The sequence below is a fragment of the Cupriavidus sp. WGlv3 genome, assembly GCF_023952475.1.
GTDB classification, from domain to species: Bacteria; Pseudomonadota; Gammaproteobacteria; order Burkholderiales; family Burkholderiaceae; genus Cupriavidus; species Cupriavidus phytorum.
Window position 1 is genome coordinate 32,260 of sequence record NZ_JALHRX010000005.1, and the last position, 16,836, is coordinate 49,095.

Below are 16,836 nucleotides of genomic sequence, written 5' to 3' on the forward strand. Positions count from 1 at the left end.
TGTTATTTTTGTTGACTTTCCGCTGACATCGCCAACACTTCGGTCTGTCCGTGAATTGCGCGGGATGGCTGCGGAACGGGCCGCAATACCGACTCGGGCCCGGTGCAGAAAATACGTCAAATCGATCAATACGTAATTGATCAAATTTGATATCAGATATCAAATTTAATTAAATCAGTATTGGTGCGACGCCGTGGGCAGACAGGCAGGCGCCGCGTCTTTTAGGGTGTTGTTCAACCGGGGAGGCTGATCTTGGACCAGTATCTGGGGGAAATCCGGCTGTGCGCATTCGCGTTTGCGCCAAAAGGATGGGCGTTATGCAACGGCGCCCTGTTGTCCATCGCGCAGAACCAGGCGTTGTTCAGCCTGCTCGGCACGCAATACGGCGGCAACGGCACCACCAATTTCGCCTTGCCTGACCTGCGCGGCCGCACGCCGCTGCACCGCGATCCCGACGGCCTCGCACAGGGCCAGATGGCCGGGGTCGAGGCGGTCACGCTGACCACCGCGCAGGTGCCAGCCCATACCCATCCGTTCAACGTCTCTTCCAGCCCGGCGACGGCGCTGAACGTCGGCGTGTCGCAAGACCGCGTGCTGGCGGCCAGCAACCTGTACAACCCCAACGATCCGTCGATCTCCGGCCCCGGTGAGCTGTTGTACGGCACGCCCGACTCGCTCACGCCATGGCTGGACGAAGCCTGCGGCAGCACCGGAGGCGGGCAGCCGCACGACAACATGCAGCCGTCGCTGGTGCTGAACTACATCATTTCGCTGGTCGGCATCTACCCGAGCCGGGGTTGAGGAGACATCATGGCGCAACCGTTCGTAGGTGAAATCCGCATGTTCGCCGGCAACTTTGCACCGGCGGGATGGCAATTCTGCGCGGGCCAGACGCTCAGCATTGCCCAGTACGAGATGCTGTTCTCGCTGCTGGGCACTCTCTACGGCGGCGACGGCACCACCACCTTCAGGCTGCCCGACCTGCGTGGCAACCTGCCGCTGGGCCAGGGCACCGGCCCGGGACTGAGCCAGCGCACCATCGGCCAGGCCTTCGGCAGCCCGAACGTAACCCTGCTGCCGGGCCAGATTCCCGGGCACTCGCATCCGATCCAGGCGACCAACACCATGGCCTCGACCGTCACGCCCGGGCCAGGCCTGCTGCCCGGCACCACGCCGTCGCCCAACGCGTTCTACGACGCCGGCACCGCCAACCCACCCGGCAAGAACGCCTTTGCAGCCGGCACGCTCGGCATGAGCGGCGGCACCCAGCCACACAACAACCAGATGCCGACGCTGTCGCTGAACTACATCATCGCCACCGACGGCATCTATCCGTCGCAAAGCTGAGCACCGGGCGCAAGCCAACCTGGACAACGGAGGCCATATGTCAGACCAGTACCTGGGAGAAATCCGCATCTTCGGCTGCAACTACCCGCCGGCCGGCTGGGCCGCATGCGACGGTCAGTTGCTGGCAATCCAGCAGAACTCGGCGCTGTTCTCGCTGCTCGGCACCCAGTACGGCGGCAACGGCACCACCAACTTCGCCCTGCCCGACCTGCGCGGCCGCGCGGTGACCGGGCCGGTCGACAACCAGCCGGGCAATCCGCAGGGCGCGGCCACGGTCACGCTCACCGCGGCGGAAATGCCCGCGCACAACCACGCGGTATACGGCGACACGGCGCGCGCGGTGTCCACCGAGGCCAATGCCAGGCTGCCCGCCCGCTTCATGCTGCCCAACAACCAGAGCTGCATCGCCGTCAACGCGTCGCCGGCACCGGTCATGACCACGTTGTCGCCGCAGGCCGTGGGCACGGCCGGCGCCAGCCAGCCGCACGAGAACCTGCAGCCTTGCACGGCGCTGATGTACTGCATCGCGCTGACCGGCGATTATCCGCCGCGTCCGTAGGCCGTCGATGACCGCCATCGACGTTCCCGGCATCGCGCTGCGGCCAGTCGCCGGAACTGACGGAGCCTTCCTGGCACGCCTGTACGCCTCCACCCGGGACGCGGAACTGCACCGCACCGGCTGGAGCGAGGCCCAGCGCGCCAGCTTCCTCGCCATGCAGTTCAACGCCCAGCAGCGCGCCTACCAGGCCTACCCGGATGCCGAGTTCCTGCTGTTGCTGCGTCACGGCGAGGCCATCGGGCGGCTCTACCTGCAGCACAACGCCGGCTCGCTACACGTGATCGACCTGTCCCTGCTGCCCGAACACCAGCACCAGGGCATCGGCGGCGGCGTGCTGGCGGCGGTGCTGGCGCTGGCCGCGAGCGCACGCAAGACCGTGGACCTGCACGTGGAACGGCACAACCGCGCGCAGGCCTTGTACGTTCGGCACGGGTTCCGGACGGTGCAGGACAACGGGATATATCGACGGATGGTCTGGGACGGTTCACGCTGAAGCGCCCGTGACGGGCCCGCGCAGGCCTGAGTTAAACGCCGCTTACTGCCAGGCGCCGGCACCCGCACTGCCCCGTCGCCCTAATCCCGATGAGTAATGGCGACCGGCATGGCGCGATCCTATAGTGCCCCAGCAGCATGCATGTCCGGCGCAACGCGCAACGCAACATGGCTGCACGAAGCGCGGATCACAGCAAGTCCTCAGCCGCCAACCGCGCTTGCGTCCCGCATCCCACCGAAGGCGGCACATTGTTGCAGGGGTGAATGCCGTTCCCGTTGCTTCATGACCGATTCAAGATCCGAGGGGTAACACCATGAACGCTCCAACCGTCAGTGCATTCGATTTCTCATCGCCCGGCGCCGTGCAGTTCAATGCCGGCGCGCCAGCCATCATCCTGCAGGCAAGCACCGTGCATGTGCTGGCCTGGATCTATGTGGACAGCGCAGGGCTGCCCGCCGACCAGAAGGTGTTTTCGCTCAGTCAATCGCTGATCCTGGGCGTGGGTACCGGCGATGGCGACGTGCCGATGCTCTATCCGGAGGTGTGGGACAACGCCGGCAACCGCTACACCTTCCAGGCCGGGCAGATCCCGACCGACCAGTGGAGCCTGGTGGAAATGATCTGGACCCAGGGCCAGAGCCTGGTGGGACTGGTCAACGGGGTACAGGTGCAATCGGTGCCGGTGTCGGGCAATCCGCTGCAGCCACCGGTTGCCGGCGGCACCAGCTATGTGGGCGCGTTCTGGGACAGCTACTCGTATCCGTTCTGCGGCATGGTGCAGTCGGTGCTGCTGACCAACGGCGCCGACCAGACCGCCACCCAGGGCTTTGCGCTGCAGCCGTCGGGCGCGATCAGCAACTGGGGACCGAGCGGCCCGGTGTTTATCGGCGGCGCCAGCACCGTGACGCTCGACACGCCGCCGGCGACGCCCTACGGCGCGGCGGACCAACCACCCGCACCGACCTACGTCGGCGAGCAAATGCCGGCCACGGTCGCTGCCACCACGCCGTTCGCCATGCTGGTGCCGGGCACGGACAGCAGCACCTACACCATCCTCAGCATCAGCCAGGTGTGGCAGCAGCTGGTGGAGCTGACCGGACAGCCCGGCCTGGACACCGGCTACGAGGTCGACGTGACCACCGGCGTCAGCATCACCGACAGCGAAACCCAAACCCTTGGCGTCAGCCTGGGGCTGGAATCGGGTTTCGACATCGGCGTGTTCAGCGCCAAGGTCAACCTGACGCTGTCCTATTCGGTGTCGTTCACCGAGGAGTTGTCGATCAGCGAAGCGACCACGATCGCGAAGAAATTTGAAATCGACAAGCCCGACGTGACCACGACCGGAGTCTGGTGGCAAGCCGTGCCAACCCTCACCACGTTCCAGGTGATCGACAACATGAACACGGTCGGCGCCAGCGTGCAGGATCCGCTGCCGGAGATCGCCGCCACGGTCTATCCGCCGCAAAGCCAGCGCACGCTGAAGACCGAAACCAGTCCGCTGGCCGGCAAGGCGAGCGCGGCGCGGCCGTCGCTCAGGCCGTAGCGGTCCGGCCGGCCACGGCCAGCGCCACGCTCAGGCGGCTGCCCCTTGCGCGGGAGCGGCCGCATGCAATGTCCACAGCGGCGGCCATTGCGAGAACGGCGGCACGGTATGCGCGATCGCCACCACGCCGTGCCGGCCGCCCGCGCCGATCTTGTCGTAGATCACGCGCGCATGCACCTTCACGGTGTCGACACTGACGCCAAGGATGGCCGCGATGTCCTCGTTCGACTTGCCTTGCGCCAGCCATCCGCACACCTCGAGCTGGCGCGGCGTCAGCGTCGGGAATGCCAGCCGCAGGCGTTCGGCCGGCCCCAGCCTGGCGACGGTGCGCTGCTGCGCCTGGCGATAGCAGCGCAGCAAGTGCGGGCGCAGCGCCTGCAGGCGATCGCGGTCGCCGTCGCTGAACGGCGGGCTGCCGCTGACGCGAAAGCTCGCCACGGTGACCGCATAGCCCTCGTGCTGGAACACGATCGCCAGCAGCCGCCGCGCATTCGACGGCAGCAAGGCTTCCCGCGCCATCGGCAGCGCCATGAACTCGTCATCGCTGAAGAAATCCGATTCGCGCAAGGCGCGTTCGCCATAGAACGCCGGATCGTACTGCCAGAACGGATGGCTGTGCTGGTGCCTGGCAAAGGCCTGCATGCCGCGTGCTCGCGCGGTGGGGTCGTCGTCCACCGAGACCAGCGCGCGGAACTCCTGGCTGCGTTGGTGGAATTCGGCATAGCTGACGACGTCGCCATCGGTGAGCCTGGCCACGCTGGGGAACAGCACGTCCGGCAGCTTCAGCAGGTCGGGCTCGTGCTCGTACAGGGAAATCACTTCATCCCGGAATGCCTGCAGCTTCTTGTCCTCGGACGTCAGGACGGTTGGTGTGGGGCGCATGCTTGCCTTTCGCCTGGGGCACAAGGGTAACGACAAGAATGATGAAAATGCCAGACCGTCGGATTGTAGCGTGCCGCATGCGGAGGCGACATGCAGCGGCGCCATACGATTGAGCCGCGAACCGCCCCTCCGCGGCGAGTGCGACCAGTCCCGAAACTTTGCCCCCGGCCCGGTGTTCTAAATTTTCATATGCTGAGCAAATTGTCTGCCACATTGTCTGGGAAGCGGCACACCCTCCGGCACGCGATCTGGTTCTGGCTGGCGGTGGGAACCGTGGCCGTGCTGGTGGTCGCGGTCGCGATGTCGCCCGCCTTCAAGAATCTGGTCGAACAGGCGGTCGACTGGGCGCGCGAGATCATGGCACAGCACCCCGTGGCGGGGGCGCTGGTCTTCTTCGTGTTCTCGGCCGTTTCGGCGATGCTGGCCTTTGCCTCGAGCGTGGTGCTGGTGCCGGTGGCCAGCGAGGTATGGGGCAAGCCACTGACGGTGCTGCTGCTGTGGGGCGGCTGGCTGGTGGGCGCGTGCGCGGCCTTCGGCATCGGCCGCCTGGCCGGTCCGCTGCTCGCCCGTATCGGCTACGCGGACAAGCTGGAGAAATACCGGGGCTATGTGTCGAAGCGGATGAGGTTCTGGGCGGTGCTGCTGTTCTGCATCGCGGTGCCTTCGGAAATCCCCGGCTACCTGTTCGGCACCATGCATTACCCCTTCCTGAAATTCCTCGCGGCCATGGCCCTCGCCGAAGCGGGCTATGCGTTCGGCATCGTCGTCGCGGGTGAAAGCCTGGCCATCGACCAGCCCCTGCACTTCCTGATTGCCGTAGGTGTCCTCGCGGTGGTCGCGGTCGCAGCCGGACTGGTGCTGCGTGCGCGGAAGCACCGCCGCCTGCAGCGCTAAGCCGACGCGTATGCGGGCGTTGGCGCCACCGTGGCCGGCTGGCTGCGTCCGGACACCTCACAGGTTTTGCCCTGTAATCCATAAATACAGGTAATAGCCTGTTTTTACAAATAACAGGCTAAAGCTTGTAAATCCACCTAACAGGCGATATCCTGTATCTGTCCGGCCGTCGGCCGGGTCCAGGATCGCGCCATGCACTACGCCATCAAGACCGTCCACCAGTTGCGTCCGATCCTGCAGGGATTCCGCAAGTCCCGCGGCATGACCCAGGCCGTGATGGCCGAGCACCTCGGGGTCACGCAGCAAACCTATGCCGAACTGGAAGCCAACCCCGCCGCCGTCAGCGTCGAACGCCTGCTGCGGGTGCTGCGCGTGCTCGGCGTCGAACTCGTGCTGTCGCAGGCGGACGCTGGCGCCACCGCGCAGCCCGCACCAGTCCGGGCCAAGCCCAGGGCGCCGGCCAGCAAGACCGAGCCGGCCCGCCCCGCGACTGGCCGGCGCCCGCGCGAGGACTGGTGACCATGGCGCGCGCGCGGCAAGGCAACCGGCTCGACCTGTGGATGAACGGCATCCCGGTCGGCCATTGGGAAACCGGCGCCGGCGGTGACCGGCTGGTCTATCGCGAAGACTGGATCGCCGACCCGCAGGGACGTCCACTGTCGTTGTCGCTGCCGTTCACGCCGGGCAACCAGCCGCATCGCGGCCCGGCGGTGGCCAACTATTTCGACAACCTGCTGCCCGACAGCGATGCCATCCGCCGCCGCATCGCGGCACGCTATCGTGCCGGCGGCACCGACGCCTTCGCGCTGCTGGCCAGGGTGGGACGCGACTGCGTCGGCGCCATCCAGATGCTGCCGCCCGGCGAAGTGCCCGAGGCGCTGCAGACGGTCAGCGGCCGCACGCTCAGCGACGAAGACATTGCGACGCTGCTGCACGAAACCACGTCGGCGCCCGTGCTCGGGCATCGCGAGCCCATCGACGACCTGCGGCTGTCGATCGCGGGCGCGCAGGAGAAAACCGCGCTGCTGCGCTGGCGCGGACAATGGCAGTTGCCCCAGGGCAGCACGCCGACCACGCACATCTTCAAGCTGCCGCTCGGACTGGTGGGCAATATGCGCGCAGACATGCGCACCTCGGTGGAAAACGAATGGCTGTGCGCGCAGATCGTGGCGGCTTATGGCCTGCCGGTGGCGCAGTGCGAGATCGCCCGCTTTGCCGGCACCAAGGCACTGGTGGTCGAACGCTTCGACCGCAGGCCGTCGAGCCGCGGCACCTGGCTGCTGCGCCTGCCGCAGGAAGACATGTGCCAGGCCACCGGCATCTCGGCCTTGCAGAAATACGAGTCCGACGGCGGACCCGGCATCCGGCAGATCGCGGAGATCCTGTCCGGCTCGCGCGCGGCGGCGACCGACCGCCGGCATTTCTTCACGGCGCAGGTGGTGTTCTGGCTGCTGGCGGCCACCGATGGCCATGCCAAGAACTTCAGCCTGAGCCACCTGCCGGGCAGCGAGTATGAGGCGACGCCGCTGTACGACGTGCTGTCGGCGCACCCGGTGATCGGCCGCGGCCGCAACCAGCTGGCGCCGCAGAAGGCGCGGCTGGCGATGGCGTTGCATGGCCGGAACAGCCACTACGCCATCCACGAGATCCGCGCGCGCCACTGGTTTGCACAGGGACAGCGCATCGGCTTCTCTCCCGCCGAGGTGGAGGCCATCCTCGACCATGTGACCGGGCAGACCGCGCAAGTCATCGACCAGGTAGCGTCGGGATTGCCGGCGGACTTCCCGCTCGATGTGGCCGACGCCATCTTCGACGGCATGCGCCGGCACAACCGCAGACTGGCGGCGCGGGCCGAGGCGGACCTGTGAGCGCGGGCTGAGGCCAGCGCAGGCATCGATCAACCAAAAGGGAAATAAACCGGAAGGGAAATGGTGCCCATGGGCAGGATCGAACTGCCGACCTCTCCCTTACCAAGGGAGTGCTCTGCCACTGAGCCACATGGGCGTGTGTTCCGGCGTGGGACCACGCGGAATCGACTGGAGCGGGAGACGAGTCTCGAACTCGCGACCTCAACCTTGGCAAGGTTGCGCTCTACCAACTGAGCTACTCCCGCATGCTGGCTCCCCGACCTGGGCTCGAACCAGGGACCTGCGGATTAACAGTCCGTCGCTCTACCGACTGAGCTATCAGGGAACATATCGCCGTTCAGCGAAGCGCGAATTCTACAACATCATTGCGCCGAATTGAAAGCCCCGTTTTGAAAGCTTTTGCAGCGTTGCGTTCAGGGCCCGCGCCAGCGCTCACGCCGCGCCGCGCACGCCACGCCCTGCATGCCGGTCGACGTCGACCACGGCCTGCGCAAACGCGGTGGGCGCTTCCTGCGGCGGATTGTGGCCCACCCCGCCGCTCAGGGTCCGGTGCTGGTACCAGCCGGTGAACTTGCTGGCATAGGCACTCGGCTTCGGATGCGGCGCGCCGTTGGCATCGCCCTCGATGGTGATGGTGGGCACGCCGATGGTGGGCGCCGTGGCAAGCCGCTGCTCGATCGCGTCGAACCTGGCCTCGCCGGCGGCCAGGCCCTGGCGCCAGCGGTAGTTGTGGATGGTGATGGCGACGTGGTCGGGGTTGTCGAGCGCCGCGGCACTGCGCGCGAAGGTGGCGTCGTCGAAGTTCCACTGCGGCGAGGCCAGCTTCCAGATCAGCCTGGCGAACTGGTGCGTGTATTGCTGATAGCCGGCGCGGCCGCGATCGGTGGCGAAATAGAACTGGTACCACCACTGCAGCTCGGCCTCCGGCGCCAGCGGCTGCCGGCCGGCGGCCTGGCTGCCGATCAGGTAGCCGCTGACCGACACCAGCGCGCGCACGCGCTCGGGCCACAGCGCCGCCATGATGTCGGCGGTACGCGCGCCCCAGTCGAAGCCCGCGACCACGGCATTCTGTATCTTGAGCGCGTCCATCAGCGCGATCATGTCGGCGGCGATCGCCGAAGGCTGGCCATTGCGCAGGGTGTCCGCCGCCAGGAAGGTGGTCGAGCCATAGCCGCGCAGGTAAGGCACGATCACGCGATAGCCGCGCGCCGCCAGCAGCGGCGCCACGTCCGCAAAGCTGTGGATGTCATAGGGCCAGCCGTGCAGCAGCAAGGCCACCGGCCCGTCGGCCGGACCGGCCTCCGCGTAGCCGACGTTGAGCACGCCGGCGTCGACCTGCCGGATCGAAGCAAAGCCGGTATGCGTGCCCGGCGCGATGGTCGGCAGCGCGTCCGCGGGCGACGCCCCGGCCTGTGCGCGCGCCGCGCGCGCCAGGCCCAGCGAACCGGCCGCCAGCGTCACCGCGGCGGCACCGAGAAAGCCCCGACGGGGCAGGTTGATGGCGTTCGACATGTTGTTCTCCTGTATGCGTGGTGTGAATCCGAACGCAAGTCTAGGAGGCCGGTGCAAGCGGCATGTGTCTGAAACCGGGCCTTGTGTATCGCCGTGTATCTGGACCGGGATCGTCCAATACGGCGATACAAAACTGGCGATACAAGATGGCCCGTCGCTTCGGCGCGGCGCTAGGCGTAGGTCTCGCAATTCTCCGTCATGGCGGCTTCGCTCCATGCCAGGCCCGGGCGGAGGCGATGCCCGATCTCGCGCTCGGTCACCGCCACAGGCGGCACGGCATAACGCTCCGGATGGGGCTCCGGCCGTGCCGTCTGCTCGTGCGCATCCAGCTCGAGGCAATGCCTGAAGTCGCTCGCCGCCAGGCGCGCGCCGATAAACTTGCCAAACGCATCGAGCTGGACCTGCGAGGTCATGCCGGCGCTGCCGCCGATCGCCGGGCAAATGATCCAGGTCGTGTCGCCCCGGGTGAACAAGTGCAGGCGCCGGGCCTGGTCCGCCGGCCGCAGCGCGTGCTCTTCGCCGGCGACGCCGTCCAGCGAAAAGGCTTCGATATATTCGTCGGTATGGCGGTGGCTCAGGCAGATGACCACCTTCGGGCGCCAGCGCTCGCAGGTCCTGGCGATAAAGCGGAAGCGTTCGCCCTCCCGGCACAACGAGACATAGCGCTTCTGCGGAATCAGTTCCGGCTGGCCCCGGAATGCCTTGGACCACGTGGTTCTGCCATCGACATGCGCGGGCAGCGGAAACAGGCTCAGCCGGAATTCCGCGCCCGCCGGCGAGTACAGATGGCTCCAGTAGTAATGTTCCCAGTCGTTGTCGCCGAGCCGCACCCCAAGCGCCTCGGCCCGCGCGGCGGCCATGATGCGCGCCACGCACTGGTGGCCGAACCACTTGGCCATGTCTTGTCGATGCTGCTGGCGGAACACGGCATCCCATGCCGGTGGTGCCAGGTGTGGATGAAGCGGTGCGACGATGGGCTCGGACCACGCCGGGCTGCGGTCGCATATCCAGACGGCTGCCCTTGGATTGCCTCCTTCCATGCCGACGTAGGAGGCAAAATATCGGTCCAGTTCCTGGCGCGTGAACATCCGTGAATGCTGCATTTTATCCCTTGCTGCTTAGTGGGACCCCCAATATTTAATGCCGCAGCATGCCGCCGCCGCAACGGGCGTACGTACTGCCATGGTCATAAGCAAATTCTGTTTCAGGCAGGGAAATAGACGGACGCGCAATGCCCCTCCCCCGAGCGGCATGCATCCATCGGTTTTTATAATGTCCTGAACTGCCTGCTGGCGTGATTGGAACAGGCGTTTCCCGGCGCGCGGGCGCCCTGGCAGGCGCTCCGTTGGCGGGAATCTCGAGCGCCACTGCTGGCGCCCGACAAGACGCATTGCGTCTGGGCTTATTTAAACAGGCTGCAGCATATTCATTATTTTACTTCCCCCAGTAAATACAAAAAATTACAAATGTTTCAAACCTGGCATTGGCATCTCACGCTGGATAATCAAGGCCGCGGTGCGCCAAATGCACCATGCCGGTGCCGGTTCGACTGATATTGGGCTCTCTGGCCCTTTCTCGATTGAGATGATTTTATCCAATGCCCCTGGATATAGGAATTTCAATCTTCTAAGGTCTGAAATAAGCAATCTGCTGCGCCGCAATATATTTTGGTTGCGATTTTCCATCCCCTCGCCGGAGGGGATAAAAAACAGCTGACGGATTACCGGAAGCGGGCCCCGCCGCGCGGGTGCGGCTCAGAATCCGGAAAAGCGGATGCCGATCGAGCCGTAACCGTAGTAGCGATCCAGCTTGCCGGCGGTGGTCGCGTTGTAGAGGAACGGGATGGTGCCGACGAAGTTGTACAGCGAGGCCTGCCCGCGCAGGAACACCTCGACGTTCTTGGCCACCCCGTACGACAGCTCGAGCCCCAGCGTATGGTTGGACTTGATCGGCGCGTTGCCGTAGGTCTCGGCGCGGCTGTCGACGTTGCTGCGCAGCAGGTACTGGAACTGGTAGCCCAGGCGCGCGGCGAAGCGCTCGTATTTCCAGCGCCACGACCCGCCCAGGTTCAGGTAGCCGGCGGTGTAGTTGAAATCGTCGTTGAAATCCAGCCCGAACTGGCTGGCGTTGACCGAAAACGAGGCCGACTGCAACGTGACATTGCCGACGTTGCACGGCGCCGCCAGCCGGCCGTTGGCGAGATTGTCGGAGCCGATGCCCACATTGAACTGGCAGTTGCCGCGCTGCAGCCGGGTATTGAGGCTGCCGACCGTGACGCGGCTGATGCCGAGCCCGACAAAGCCGGTAAGCTGGTTGCGCTCGCTCAGCTCGCCCGAGAAGATCACGTCGGCCTGGGCCTGGACATCATTGGCGTTGTTCACGGTGAGGCTGTTGAACGTCGTATTGCGGACCATCACCGGCGACGAGCGGTTCAGGCTGCCGGCGTGGTCGCCCCACAGCGAGAACCGCAGCATGATGCGATCGCGCGCGCCGGCCTCGGCGAGCGGGTCGTAGTGCATCGCCAGCATCCAGGTATCGATGTGGTTGCGGTCCTGCCCGTAGTCGATGCCGCGGCGCCAGTAGGTGGCCGAGCCCGACCAGTGCGGCGAGAACTTGTAGCCGAGCATCAGCTTGCCGCCGCGGTAGTCGCCCGCGTTGTCCGACACCGGGCCCTGGCGCCCGCGCAGGTTGAACACATCGACGCTGCGGTTGACCATGTCATAGCTGGCCTCCACCCGCACCGAGCTGAACTCGCCGGTGGCGGGCTCGGCTTGCATGAACACATCGTCCGGGGCGGCCCTGGCCGTACCGACGGCACACAGCCCCAGCATCAGGGCGCAGGCCTGGTCCAGCCGGCGCTTTCGAAGCAGCTGCATAGGAAACTCCGAGGCCACTGGGCGAGCCTCATGCGCGGCGCGCTCCACGGAAGCGCCCGACGCAGACACAACATGAGCCGGTCATCGGCGCGCGGCATGCAACACCTCCACGCTCCGGATGACCGGCGCCCTGGCCTTCCCCGTGCGGGCGGAAGGCCTTCGCTACGGCGCTACGCGCCGGTCACGGGTTGAGCGTGACCGTGGTCTTGAGGCCGTCGCCGACCACCATCTCGGCGTCGGTCTTGACCAGTGCCGTCTTGGCGAAGGCGACGTCGTTGTTGACCAGCATGCCTACGCGCACGTCGCGGCCGCTGACACCGGTGGTGGTGGCGAACGTCACCGGGAAGGTGCTGGTCGCCTTGGGCGTGAGCGCGTCGACCTGCGCCTGGCTGAGCGCGCCCGACGAGCGCAGCTTGCCGAGGAAGGTCGTGAACGGCAGGTTGAGCGAGCCGCCGTTGGCGCTCGAGAACAGGCTGTCGGCGGCAGCGTTGGTCAGGCTTGCCGCGACCGACAGGTTGCCGCTGACACGGAACGAATACGCGGTGTTGGCCGGCACCACCGCGTCGACCAGTTGCGATCCGTTGAAGGTCAGTGTGACGTTCTCGATGATCACGTCGACCTGGTTGCCGTTATAGGTGTAGCTCAGCCCAGCGCGCACTCGCGTCGGCCCGCCGTTGAAGGCATCGCCGTTCTGCGCCACGCCCACCTGGATCGCATCGAGCGAGCCGCCGGTGGCGGTGATGGTGTCGGTGATCGGCTGCGCCACGCCGTTGATGGTCAGGTTGGACAGCACCAGCGAGTTTTTCAGGCGCACCGCATCGGCCACGCTGTTGATAGCGCCGGCGTCGACCACGCCGCCGAGGTTCGCGGCGACCTGCTGGATCTGGGCGGCACTGCCGCTCGATACGGCGTCGCCGAGTTGCGCCAGGCCGGCCGCGTTCGCCGCATTGGCCAGTGCGCCCGCCGTGACCGCCTGCACCAGCGCCGTGGTCGTGGTCGCCTGGGCGCTCTGCGTGACGATGTTGATCGACCCGCCCTCGATCAGGGCCGACAGCGTTTCGGTGGGGCTGGCGCTGACGTCGATGGCTTCCAGGGCGGTGCTGACGCTATCCACTTCGCTGGCGATCACCGGCGCCGCCAGTGCGGCCACATTGGTGGCCACGATGCCGATGTTCGACTGCAGGCTGGCGGGCAGCCCCGCCTGCGCGTTCTGCACCGCGCTGGACACGACGCCCGCCACCAGCGCGCCGCTGGTCAGGTCCGCCGTGCCCGGCGCGCTCGCCACCGCGGTGGCGACCGCCTTCGACGCCGCCGCGGCCGAATCCGCCGGCGTCAGCGTGCCGCCGGCGCCCAGGCCGGTCAGCGTCTTGGAGACGTGGTCGACCAGTTGCTGCACCACGACCGCGGCGCGCAGCGCGTCCGCATCCTGCATCGGGTCAAGCGTGGCCAGGTCCTTGCCTGCGAGGCCCAGTCCCGTCGCCAACGGCGCGATCTGGCCTGCGCCCAGCTGCACCGCCAGCGTGGTCAGCGGCGAGACCACCTGTGTCACGCCCTCCCGGTAATCGATCGCCGGAGCCTGCAACACGCCGGCGAACGGCAGGTTGGTACCGACATCGGTGCCCCCGGTGAGCTTCAGCGCGCTCTTGGTGCAGCCTGCCGGGAACGTGAAGTCGCCGGTGGCATTGGTGACCGCGGTCTTGTTCTCGCAGTCGAGGAAGGTGACGGTCGAGCCCGACAGGTAGAAGTCCACCGCCTTGCCGCTGACCGTGGCCGACGGTTGGGACGGCTGGCCGGGCGCTGGCGCATCGTCGTCACCGCCGCCGCAAGCCACGAGCGTTGCCGCCGCGCCTGCCATGATGCCAAGCATGAAGATGTTCCGGGTTTTAGTTTGCACGCTGCTCTCCTGAGATCAATACATCGCTACGACGAAACATGGTGAGGGCGTCCATGACGCTCGCTGGCGAGGATTCATGGCTGGCTCACCGGCTCCTGCGCCATGCCGATGACGTGACCGGAGAAATCGTCCGGACGCAGCCAGCGCGACAGGTACTGCCCCATCGCGTCGAGCAGCACGTCGGACATCATTCCCCCGGCCCCGGCCAGCGGCGGACAGATCAGCCACGTGGTGCCGTCGCGCTCCAGCACGCGCAGCGTCCTGGGCTGGTCGGCGGGTTGCAGCACGTGGTCGGTGGCGTGCGCCTGCGCCAGGCCGAAAGCCTGCGCGAAGTCGTCGGCATGGCGCTCGCCCAGGCATATCACCACCTTCGGCTTCCATAGCCGGCGAATCCCGTCGATGAAGGCAAAGCGGCGGCCTTCGCGGCACAGGTCGAGATAGCGCTGCCGCGGAAACAGTTCCGGCTGGCCGCGAAACGCCTTCGACCACGGTATCTCCTCGGTCACGCGCGCCGGCAGCGGAAACAGGCTGAGCTTGAACTCGGCGCCCTGCGGGCCGTACAGGTGATGGTCGAAGTAATGCTTCCAGTCCTGCTCGCCCATGGTGGTCTTGAACACCCTGGCGCGCGCCGCGGCCATGATGCGCGCGATCTTCTGGTGCGATTGCCAGCGCTCCATGTGGTGCCGGTACTTGTAGCGGTAGGCGGCATCCCAGGCGATGGGCCGCGCATGCGGAACCAGCGGCCCCGCCAGCGGCGCCATGCCAGGATGCGGAGAGCTGTCGCAGAACCAGACCGCAGCGCCTGGATTGCCGCCTTCCATCCCTACGTACGACGCGAAATATGAATCCAGCTGTTCGCGCGTGAAGACCGTCAGTGGCTCTGTGTTCTTTCTCATTCCTCTACCGCGGTGGAGTGAAGGATGCCCGGACGCTGCACCGCATCCGCCGTGCCGGTGCCTCGCACCAGGGCGGCGGTTCCGGACCTGCTCGTCATCGCTTTTTATTCTCACCCCCGCAGCGAGGGGTGCGCTGCCCTGTCGTTTCCCTCCTTGCGCGGGGTAACGCCGAAGCGCGAATGGCGGCATTTTCGCGCGCGAAAAAACGCGCGAAAGTCGATCACGTCCCCCACGATTTGCGCTGCGGGCACCGGCGCGAGGCCGGTTCACACGCGTCCGGAGTTTCCCTTCCGATGCAGGGTACCGACGCTTTTGGCCGCATCGCACTATTCGCTCCTGAAAACACGGAGCACGCCGGGGCCTTCAGCGCACCGGCAGAACGAGAGCGTTGCAGTTCCATGGACGGCCCCCACCGATGCGGCCCGTGGCAGGTCATGCGCTGACCGCCGCCACACCATGGAACCGCTGCCGCAAGGCAGCCCCGCACGACTCTGCTTGATCACGCCATGAGCATGCACAGGCAGATGCATGCCATGCGACGAGCCTGGCCGCCACTTCGCGCGGACCGGGAGTTCGGAGGAGACAACAAGGGCGTGGGCACTCGCATGAGCGCCCATTACTCAACGCTTCTGGGAGAAGCAATTGGGTATCTATCGCGATATGTTTGCCAGGCACCACGATCAGCTCGCGCTGATGGCTCGCCTGCTCGACGCCGGCGCCATCTGGGTGGCGGCAATCCTGGCCAGTGAAGTGCGGTTCGACACCGCGCACGCGCCAATCCACCAGTTCATCCAGTACTTTGCCTGTGCCATTGCCTTCATCGTGCTGCCAGGCTTCGACGTGTACACGTCATGGCGCGGACGCAGCCTGTTCTCGCTCGCCGCGCGGCTGCTGTCCGCGTGGAGCCTGGTCTGGCTGGTGAGCCTGCTGCTGACCTACCTGCTGCACCAGACCGACTCGCTGTCGCGGTTGTGGATGGTGTACTGGTACCTGTTCGCGCTGGCAGGCCTGGTGGCGCTGCGCGTGGTCAGCCGTGCCGTGCTCAACCTGCTGCGCGTGGCCGGCGCCAACAACAAGCGCGTCGTCATCGTCGGCTTCGGCCGCACCGGCCAGGAGATGTACCGCCGCGCCACCGCCAGCCACACCACCGGCTACAAGATCAGCGGCATCTATGCCGCCGCAGGCGAGCCCACGCCGGAAGGACGCCGCCGCATCAACGACAGCGCCGACATCGCCGCGTTCGCACGCGAGCACGGCATTGCCGAGATCTGGCTGACGCTGCCGATGAGCGAGCACCGGTTGATGCAGGAGATCGCCTTCTCGCTGCGCAATGACTTCATCGACATCAAGTGGATGCCGAGCGTGCTCGACTTCGACCTGCTCAACCACAACGTCGGCAACTTCCTGGGCATGCCCGCGGTCGAGATGAACAAGCCGCCGTCGCTGGGCGTGCGCGGCACCATCAAGGCGATCTTCGACCGCACCTTCGCCGCGCTCGTGCTGGTGGCGCTGTCGCCGCTGTTCCTGCTGATCGCGGTGCTGATCAAGCGCGACTCGCCCGGGCCGGTGTTCTTCAAGCAGGAACGTCTCGGCCTGGACGGACGCGTGATCCATGTCTACAAGTTCCGCAGCATGAAGGTGCATGCCGAACACGGCGTGGTCACGCAGGCCACCAAGGGCGACAGCCGCATCACGCCGATCGGCGCCTTCCTGCGCCGCACCAGCCTCGACGAGCTGCCCCAGTTCATCAACGTGCTGAAGGGCGAGATGAGCGTGGTGGGCCCGCGTCCGCACGCGATGGCGCACAACAACATGTACAAGGAGCAGCTCGACTTCTACATGCTGCGCCACCGCGTCAAGCCGGGCATCACCGGGTGGGCGCAGATCAACGGCCATCGCGGCGAGACCGACACCCTGGACAAGATGGCCAAGCGGGTCGAGCACGACATCTTCTACATCCGCAACTGGTCGTTCTGGCTCGACCTGCGCATCATTTTCTGGACCGCCTTCCGCGGCTGGATGGGCAGCAACGCCTACTGAACCAGGCCATCCCATGCCGCATCCGTTACGCC

General features: G+C 66.2%; 15 protein-coding genes and 3 tRNA genes. 9 read left to right on the plus strand and 9 right to left on the minus strand.

Annotated features, from left to right (window positions below):
• The first annotated feature begins 252 nt into the window (after nt 1-252).
• The 5 genes from MKD38_RS11080 (at nt 253) to MKD38_RS11100 (ending at nt 3,942) form a co-directional block, all read left to right on the plus strand.
• A complete protein-coding gene (locus tag MKD38_RS11080; protein ID WP_252676784.1) occupies nt 253-801 on the plus strand; it encodes a phage tail protein in 549 nt (182 codons plus the stop codon).
• A gap of 9 nt (nt 802-810) precedes the next feature.
• Entirely contained in the window at nt 811-1,347 is a 537-nt protein-coding gene (locus MKD38_RS11085; protein WP_252676785.1) for a phage tail protein, read from the plus strand.
• A 37-nt stretch (nt 1,348-1,384) separates the two neighbouring features.
• Entirely contained in the window at nt 1,385-1,906 is a 522-nt protein-coding gene (locus MKD38_RS11090; protein ID WP_252676786.1) for a phage tail protein, read from the plus strand.
• A gap of 7 nt (nt 1,907-1,913) precedes the next feature.
• Nucleotides 1,914-2,399 (plus strand): GNAT family N-acetyltransferase, encoded by a 486-nt coding sequence (locus MKD38_RS11095; RefSeq protein ID WP_252676787.1) that lies wholly within the window; start codon nt 1,914-1,916, stop codon nt 2,397-2,399.
• A gap of 313 nt (nt 2,400-2,712) precedes the next feature.
• Nucleotides 2,713-3,942 (plus strand): hypothetical protein, encoded by a 1,230-nt coding sequence (locus MKD38_RS11100; RefSeq protein WP_252676788.1) that lies wholly within the window; start codon nt 2,713-2,715, stop codon nt 3,940-3,942.
• 30 nt (nt 3,943-3,972) lie between these two features.
• Here MKD38_RS11100 and MKD38_RS11105 read toward each other — a convergent pair whose 3' ends face one another.
• A complete protein-coding gene (locus tag MKD38_RS11105) occupies nt 3,973-4,824 on the minus strand; it encodes a helix-turn-helix transcriptional regulator (RefSeq protein ID WP_252676789.1) in 852 nt (283 codons plus the stop codon).
• Nucleotides 4,825-5,037: 213 nt separating this feature from the next.
• Here MKD38_RS11105 and MKD38_RS11110 point away from each other — a divergent pair, with 213 nt between their 5' ends.
• From MKD38_RS11110 to MKD38_RS11120, 3 genes are all read left to right on the plus strand, one after another.
• Nucleotides 5,038-5,718: a TVP38/TMEM64 family protein gene (locus tag MKD38_RS11110; RefSeq protein WP_252676790.1), complete on the plus strand. Its 681-nt coding sequence runs from the start codon at nt 5,038-5,040 to the stop codon at nt 5,716-5,718.
• Between the two features lie 192 nt (nt 5,719-5,910).
• A complete protein-coding gene (locus MKD38_RS11115) occupies nt 5,911-6,237 on the plus strand; it encodes a helix-turn-helix transcriptional regulator (protein WP_252676792.1) in 327 nt (108 codons plus the stop codon).
• Between the two features lie 2 nt (nt 6,238-6,239).
• A complete protein-coding gene (locus tag MKD38_RS11120; RefSeq protein ID WP_252676794.1) occupies nt 6,240-7,586 on the plus strand; it encodes a type II toxin-antitoxin system HipA family toxin in 1,347 nt (448 codons plus the stop codon).
• A gap of 61 nt (nt 7,587-7,647) precedes the next feature.
• On the opposite strand, the gene MKD38_RS11125 is transcribed toward MKD38_RS11120, so the two are convergent.
• From MKD38_RS11125 to MKD38_RS11160, 8 genes are all read right to left on the minus strand, one after another.
• Nucleotides 7,648-7,722: transfer RNA gene (locus tag MKD38_RS11125), tRNA-Thr, on the minus strand.
• A 33-nt stretch (nt 7,723-7,755) separates the two neighbouring features.
• Nucleotides 7,756-7,831 (minus strand) — tRNA-Gly (locus MKD38_RS11130).
• A gap of 4 nt (nt 7,832-7,835) precedes the next feature.
• Nucleotides 7,836-7,911, minus strand: a tRNA-Asn gene (locus MKD38_RS11135).
• A 107-nt stretch (nt 7,912-8,018) separates the two neighbouring features.
• Nucleotides 8,019-9,098, minus strand: a complete 1,080-nt coding sequence (locus MKD38_RS11140) for an alpha/beta fold hydrolase (protein ID WP_252676795.1) — start codon at nt 9,096-9,098, stop codon at nt 8,019-8,021.
• Between the two features lie 170 nt (nt 9,099-9,268).
• The gene (locus MKD38_RS11145) at nt 9,269-10,186 is read right to left on the minus strand and encodes a transcriptional regulator (RefSeq protein ID WP_252676796.1); all 918 of its coding nucleotides are present in this window, start codon (nt 10,184-10,186) and stop codon (nt 9,269-9,271) included.
• Nucleotides 10,187-10,852: 666 nt separating this feature from the next.
• On the minus strand, nt 10,853-11,974 hold the full coding sequence (locus MKD38_RS11150; RefSeq protein WP_252676797.1) for a hypothetical protein: 1,122 nt from the start codon (nt 11,972-11,974) through the stop codon (nt 10,853-10,855).
• A 181-nt stretch (nt 11,975-12,155) separates the two neighbouring features.
• Nucleotides 12,156-13,868 carry a hypothetical protein gene (locus tag MKD38_RS11155; RefSeq protein WP_252676798.1) on the minus strand — a complete coding sequence of 571 codons (1,713 nt, stop codon included), beginning with the start codon at nt 13,866-13,868 and terminating at the stop codon, nt 12,156-12,158.
• A 74-nt stretch (nt 13,869-13,942) separates the two neighbouring features.
• Complete coding sequence (locus MKD38_RS11160) at nt 13,943-14,764, minus strand: transcriptional regulator (RefSeq protein WP_252676799.1); 822 nt, start codon at nt 14,762-14,764, stop codon at nt 13,943-13,945.
• 660 nt (nt 14,765-15,424) lie between these two features.
• Here MKD38_RS11160 and MKD38_RS11165 point away from each other — a divergent pair.
• On the plus strand, nt 15,425-16,804 hold the full coding sequence (locus MKD38_RS11165) for an undecaprenyl-phosphate glucose phosphotransferase (RefSeq protein WP_252677195.1): 1,380 nt from the start codon (nt 15,425-15,427) through the stop codon (nt 16,802-16,804).
• Nucleotides 16,805-16,836 lie beyond the last annotated feature (32 nt).

Coding starts and splice junctions, on each gene's coding strand:
- MKD38_RS11160 (WP_252676799.1), bottom strand. CDS start 14,764: ATGAGAAAGAACACAGAGCCACTGACGGTCTTCACGCGCGAACAGCTG.
- MKD38_RS11100 (WP_252676788.1), top strand. CDS start 2,713: ATGAACGCTCCAACCGTCAGTGCATTCGATTTCTCATCGCCCGGCGCC.
- MKD38_RS11120 (WP_252676794.1), top strand. CDS start 6,240: ATGGCGCGCGCGCGGCAAGGCAACCGGCTCGACCTGTGGATGAACGGC.
- MKD38_RS11085 (WP_252676785.1), top strand. CDS start 811: ATGGCGCAACCGTTCGTAGGTGAAATCCGCATGTTCGCCGGCAACTTT.
- MKD38_RS11115 (WP_252676792.1), top strand. CDS start 5,911: ATGCACTACGCCATCAAGACCGTCCACCAGTTGCGTCCGATCCTGCAG.
- MKD38_RS11145 (WP_252676796.1), bottom strand. CDS start 10,186: ATGTTCACGCGCCAGGAACTGGACCGATATTTTGCCTCCTACGTCGGC.
- MKD38_RS11090 (WP_252676786.1), top strand. CDS start 1,385: ATGTCAGACCAGTACCTGGGAGAAATCCGCATCTTCGGCTGCAACTAC.
- MKD38_RS11140 (WP_252676795.1), bottom strand. CDS start 9,098: ATGTCGAACGCCATCAACCTGCCCCGTCGGGGCTTTCTCGGTGCCGCC.
- MKD38_RS11095 (WP_252676787.1), top strand. CDS start 1,914: ATGACCGCCATCGACGTTCCCGGCATCGCGCTGCGGCCAGTCGCCGGA.
- MKD38_RS11150 (WP_252676797.1), bottom strand. CDS start 11,974: ATGCAGCTGCTTCGAAAGCGCCGGCTGGACCAGGCCTGCGCCCTGATG.
- MKD38_RS11105 (WP_252676789.1), bottom strand. CDS start 4,824: ATGCGCCCCACACCAACCGTCCTGACGTCCGAGGACAAGAAGCTGCAG.
- MKD38_RS11165 (WP_252677195.1), top strand. CDS start 15,425: ATGTTTGCCAGGCACCACGATCAGCTCGCGCTGATGGCTCGCCTGCTC.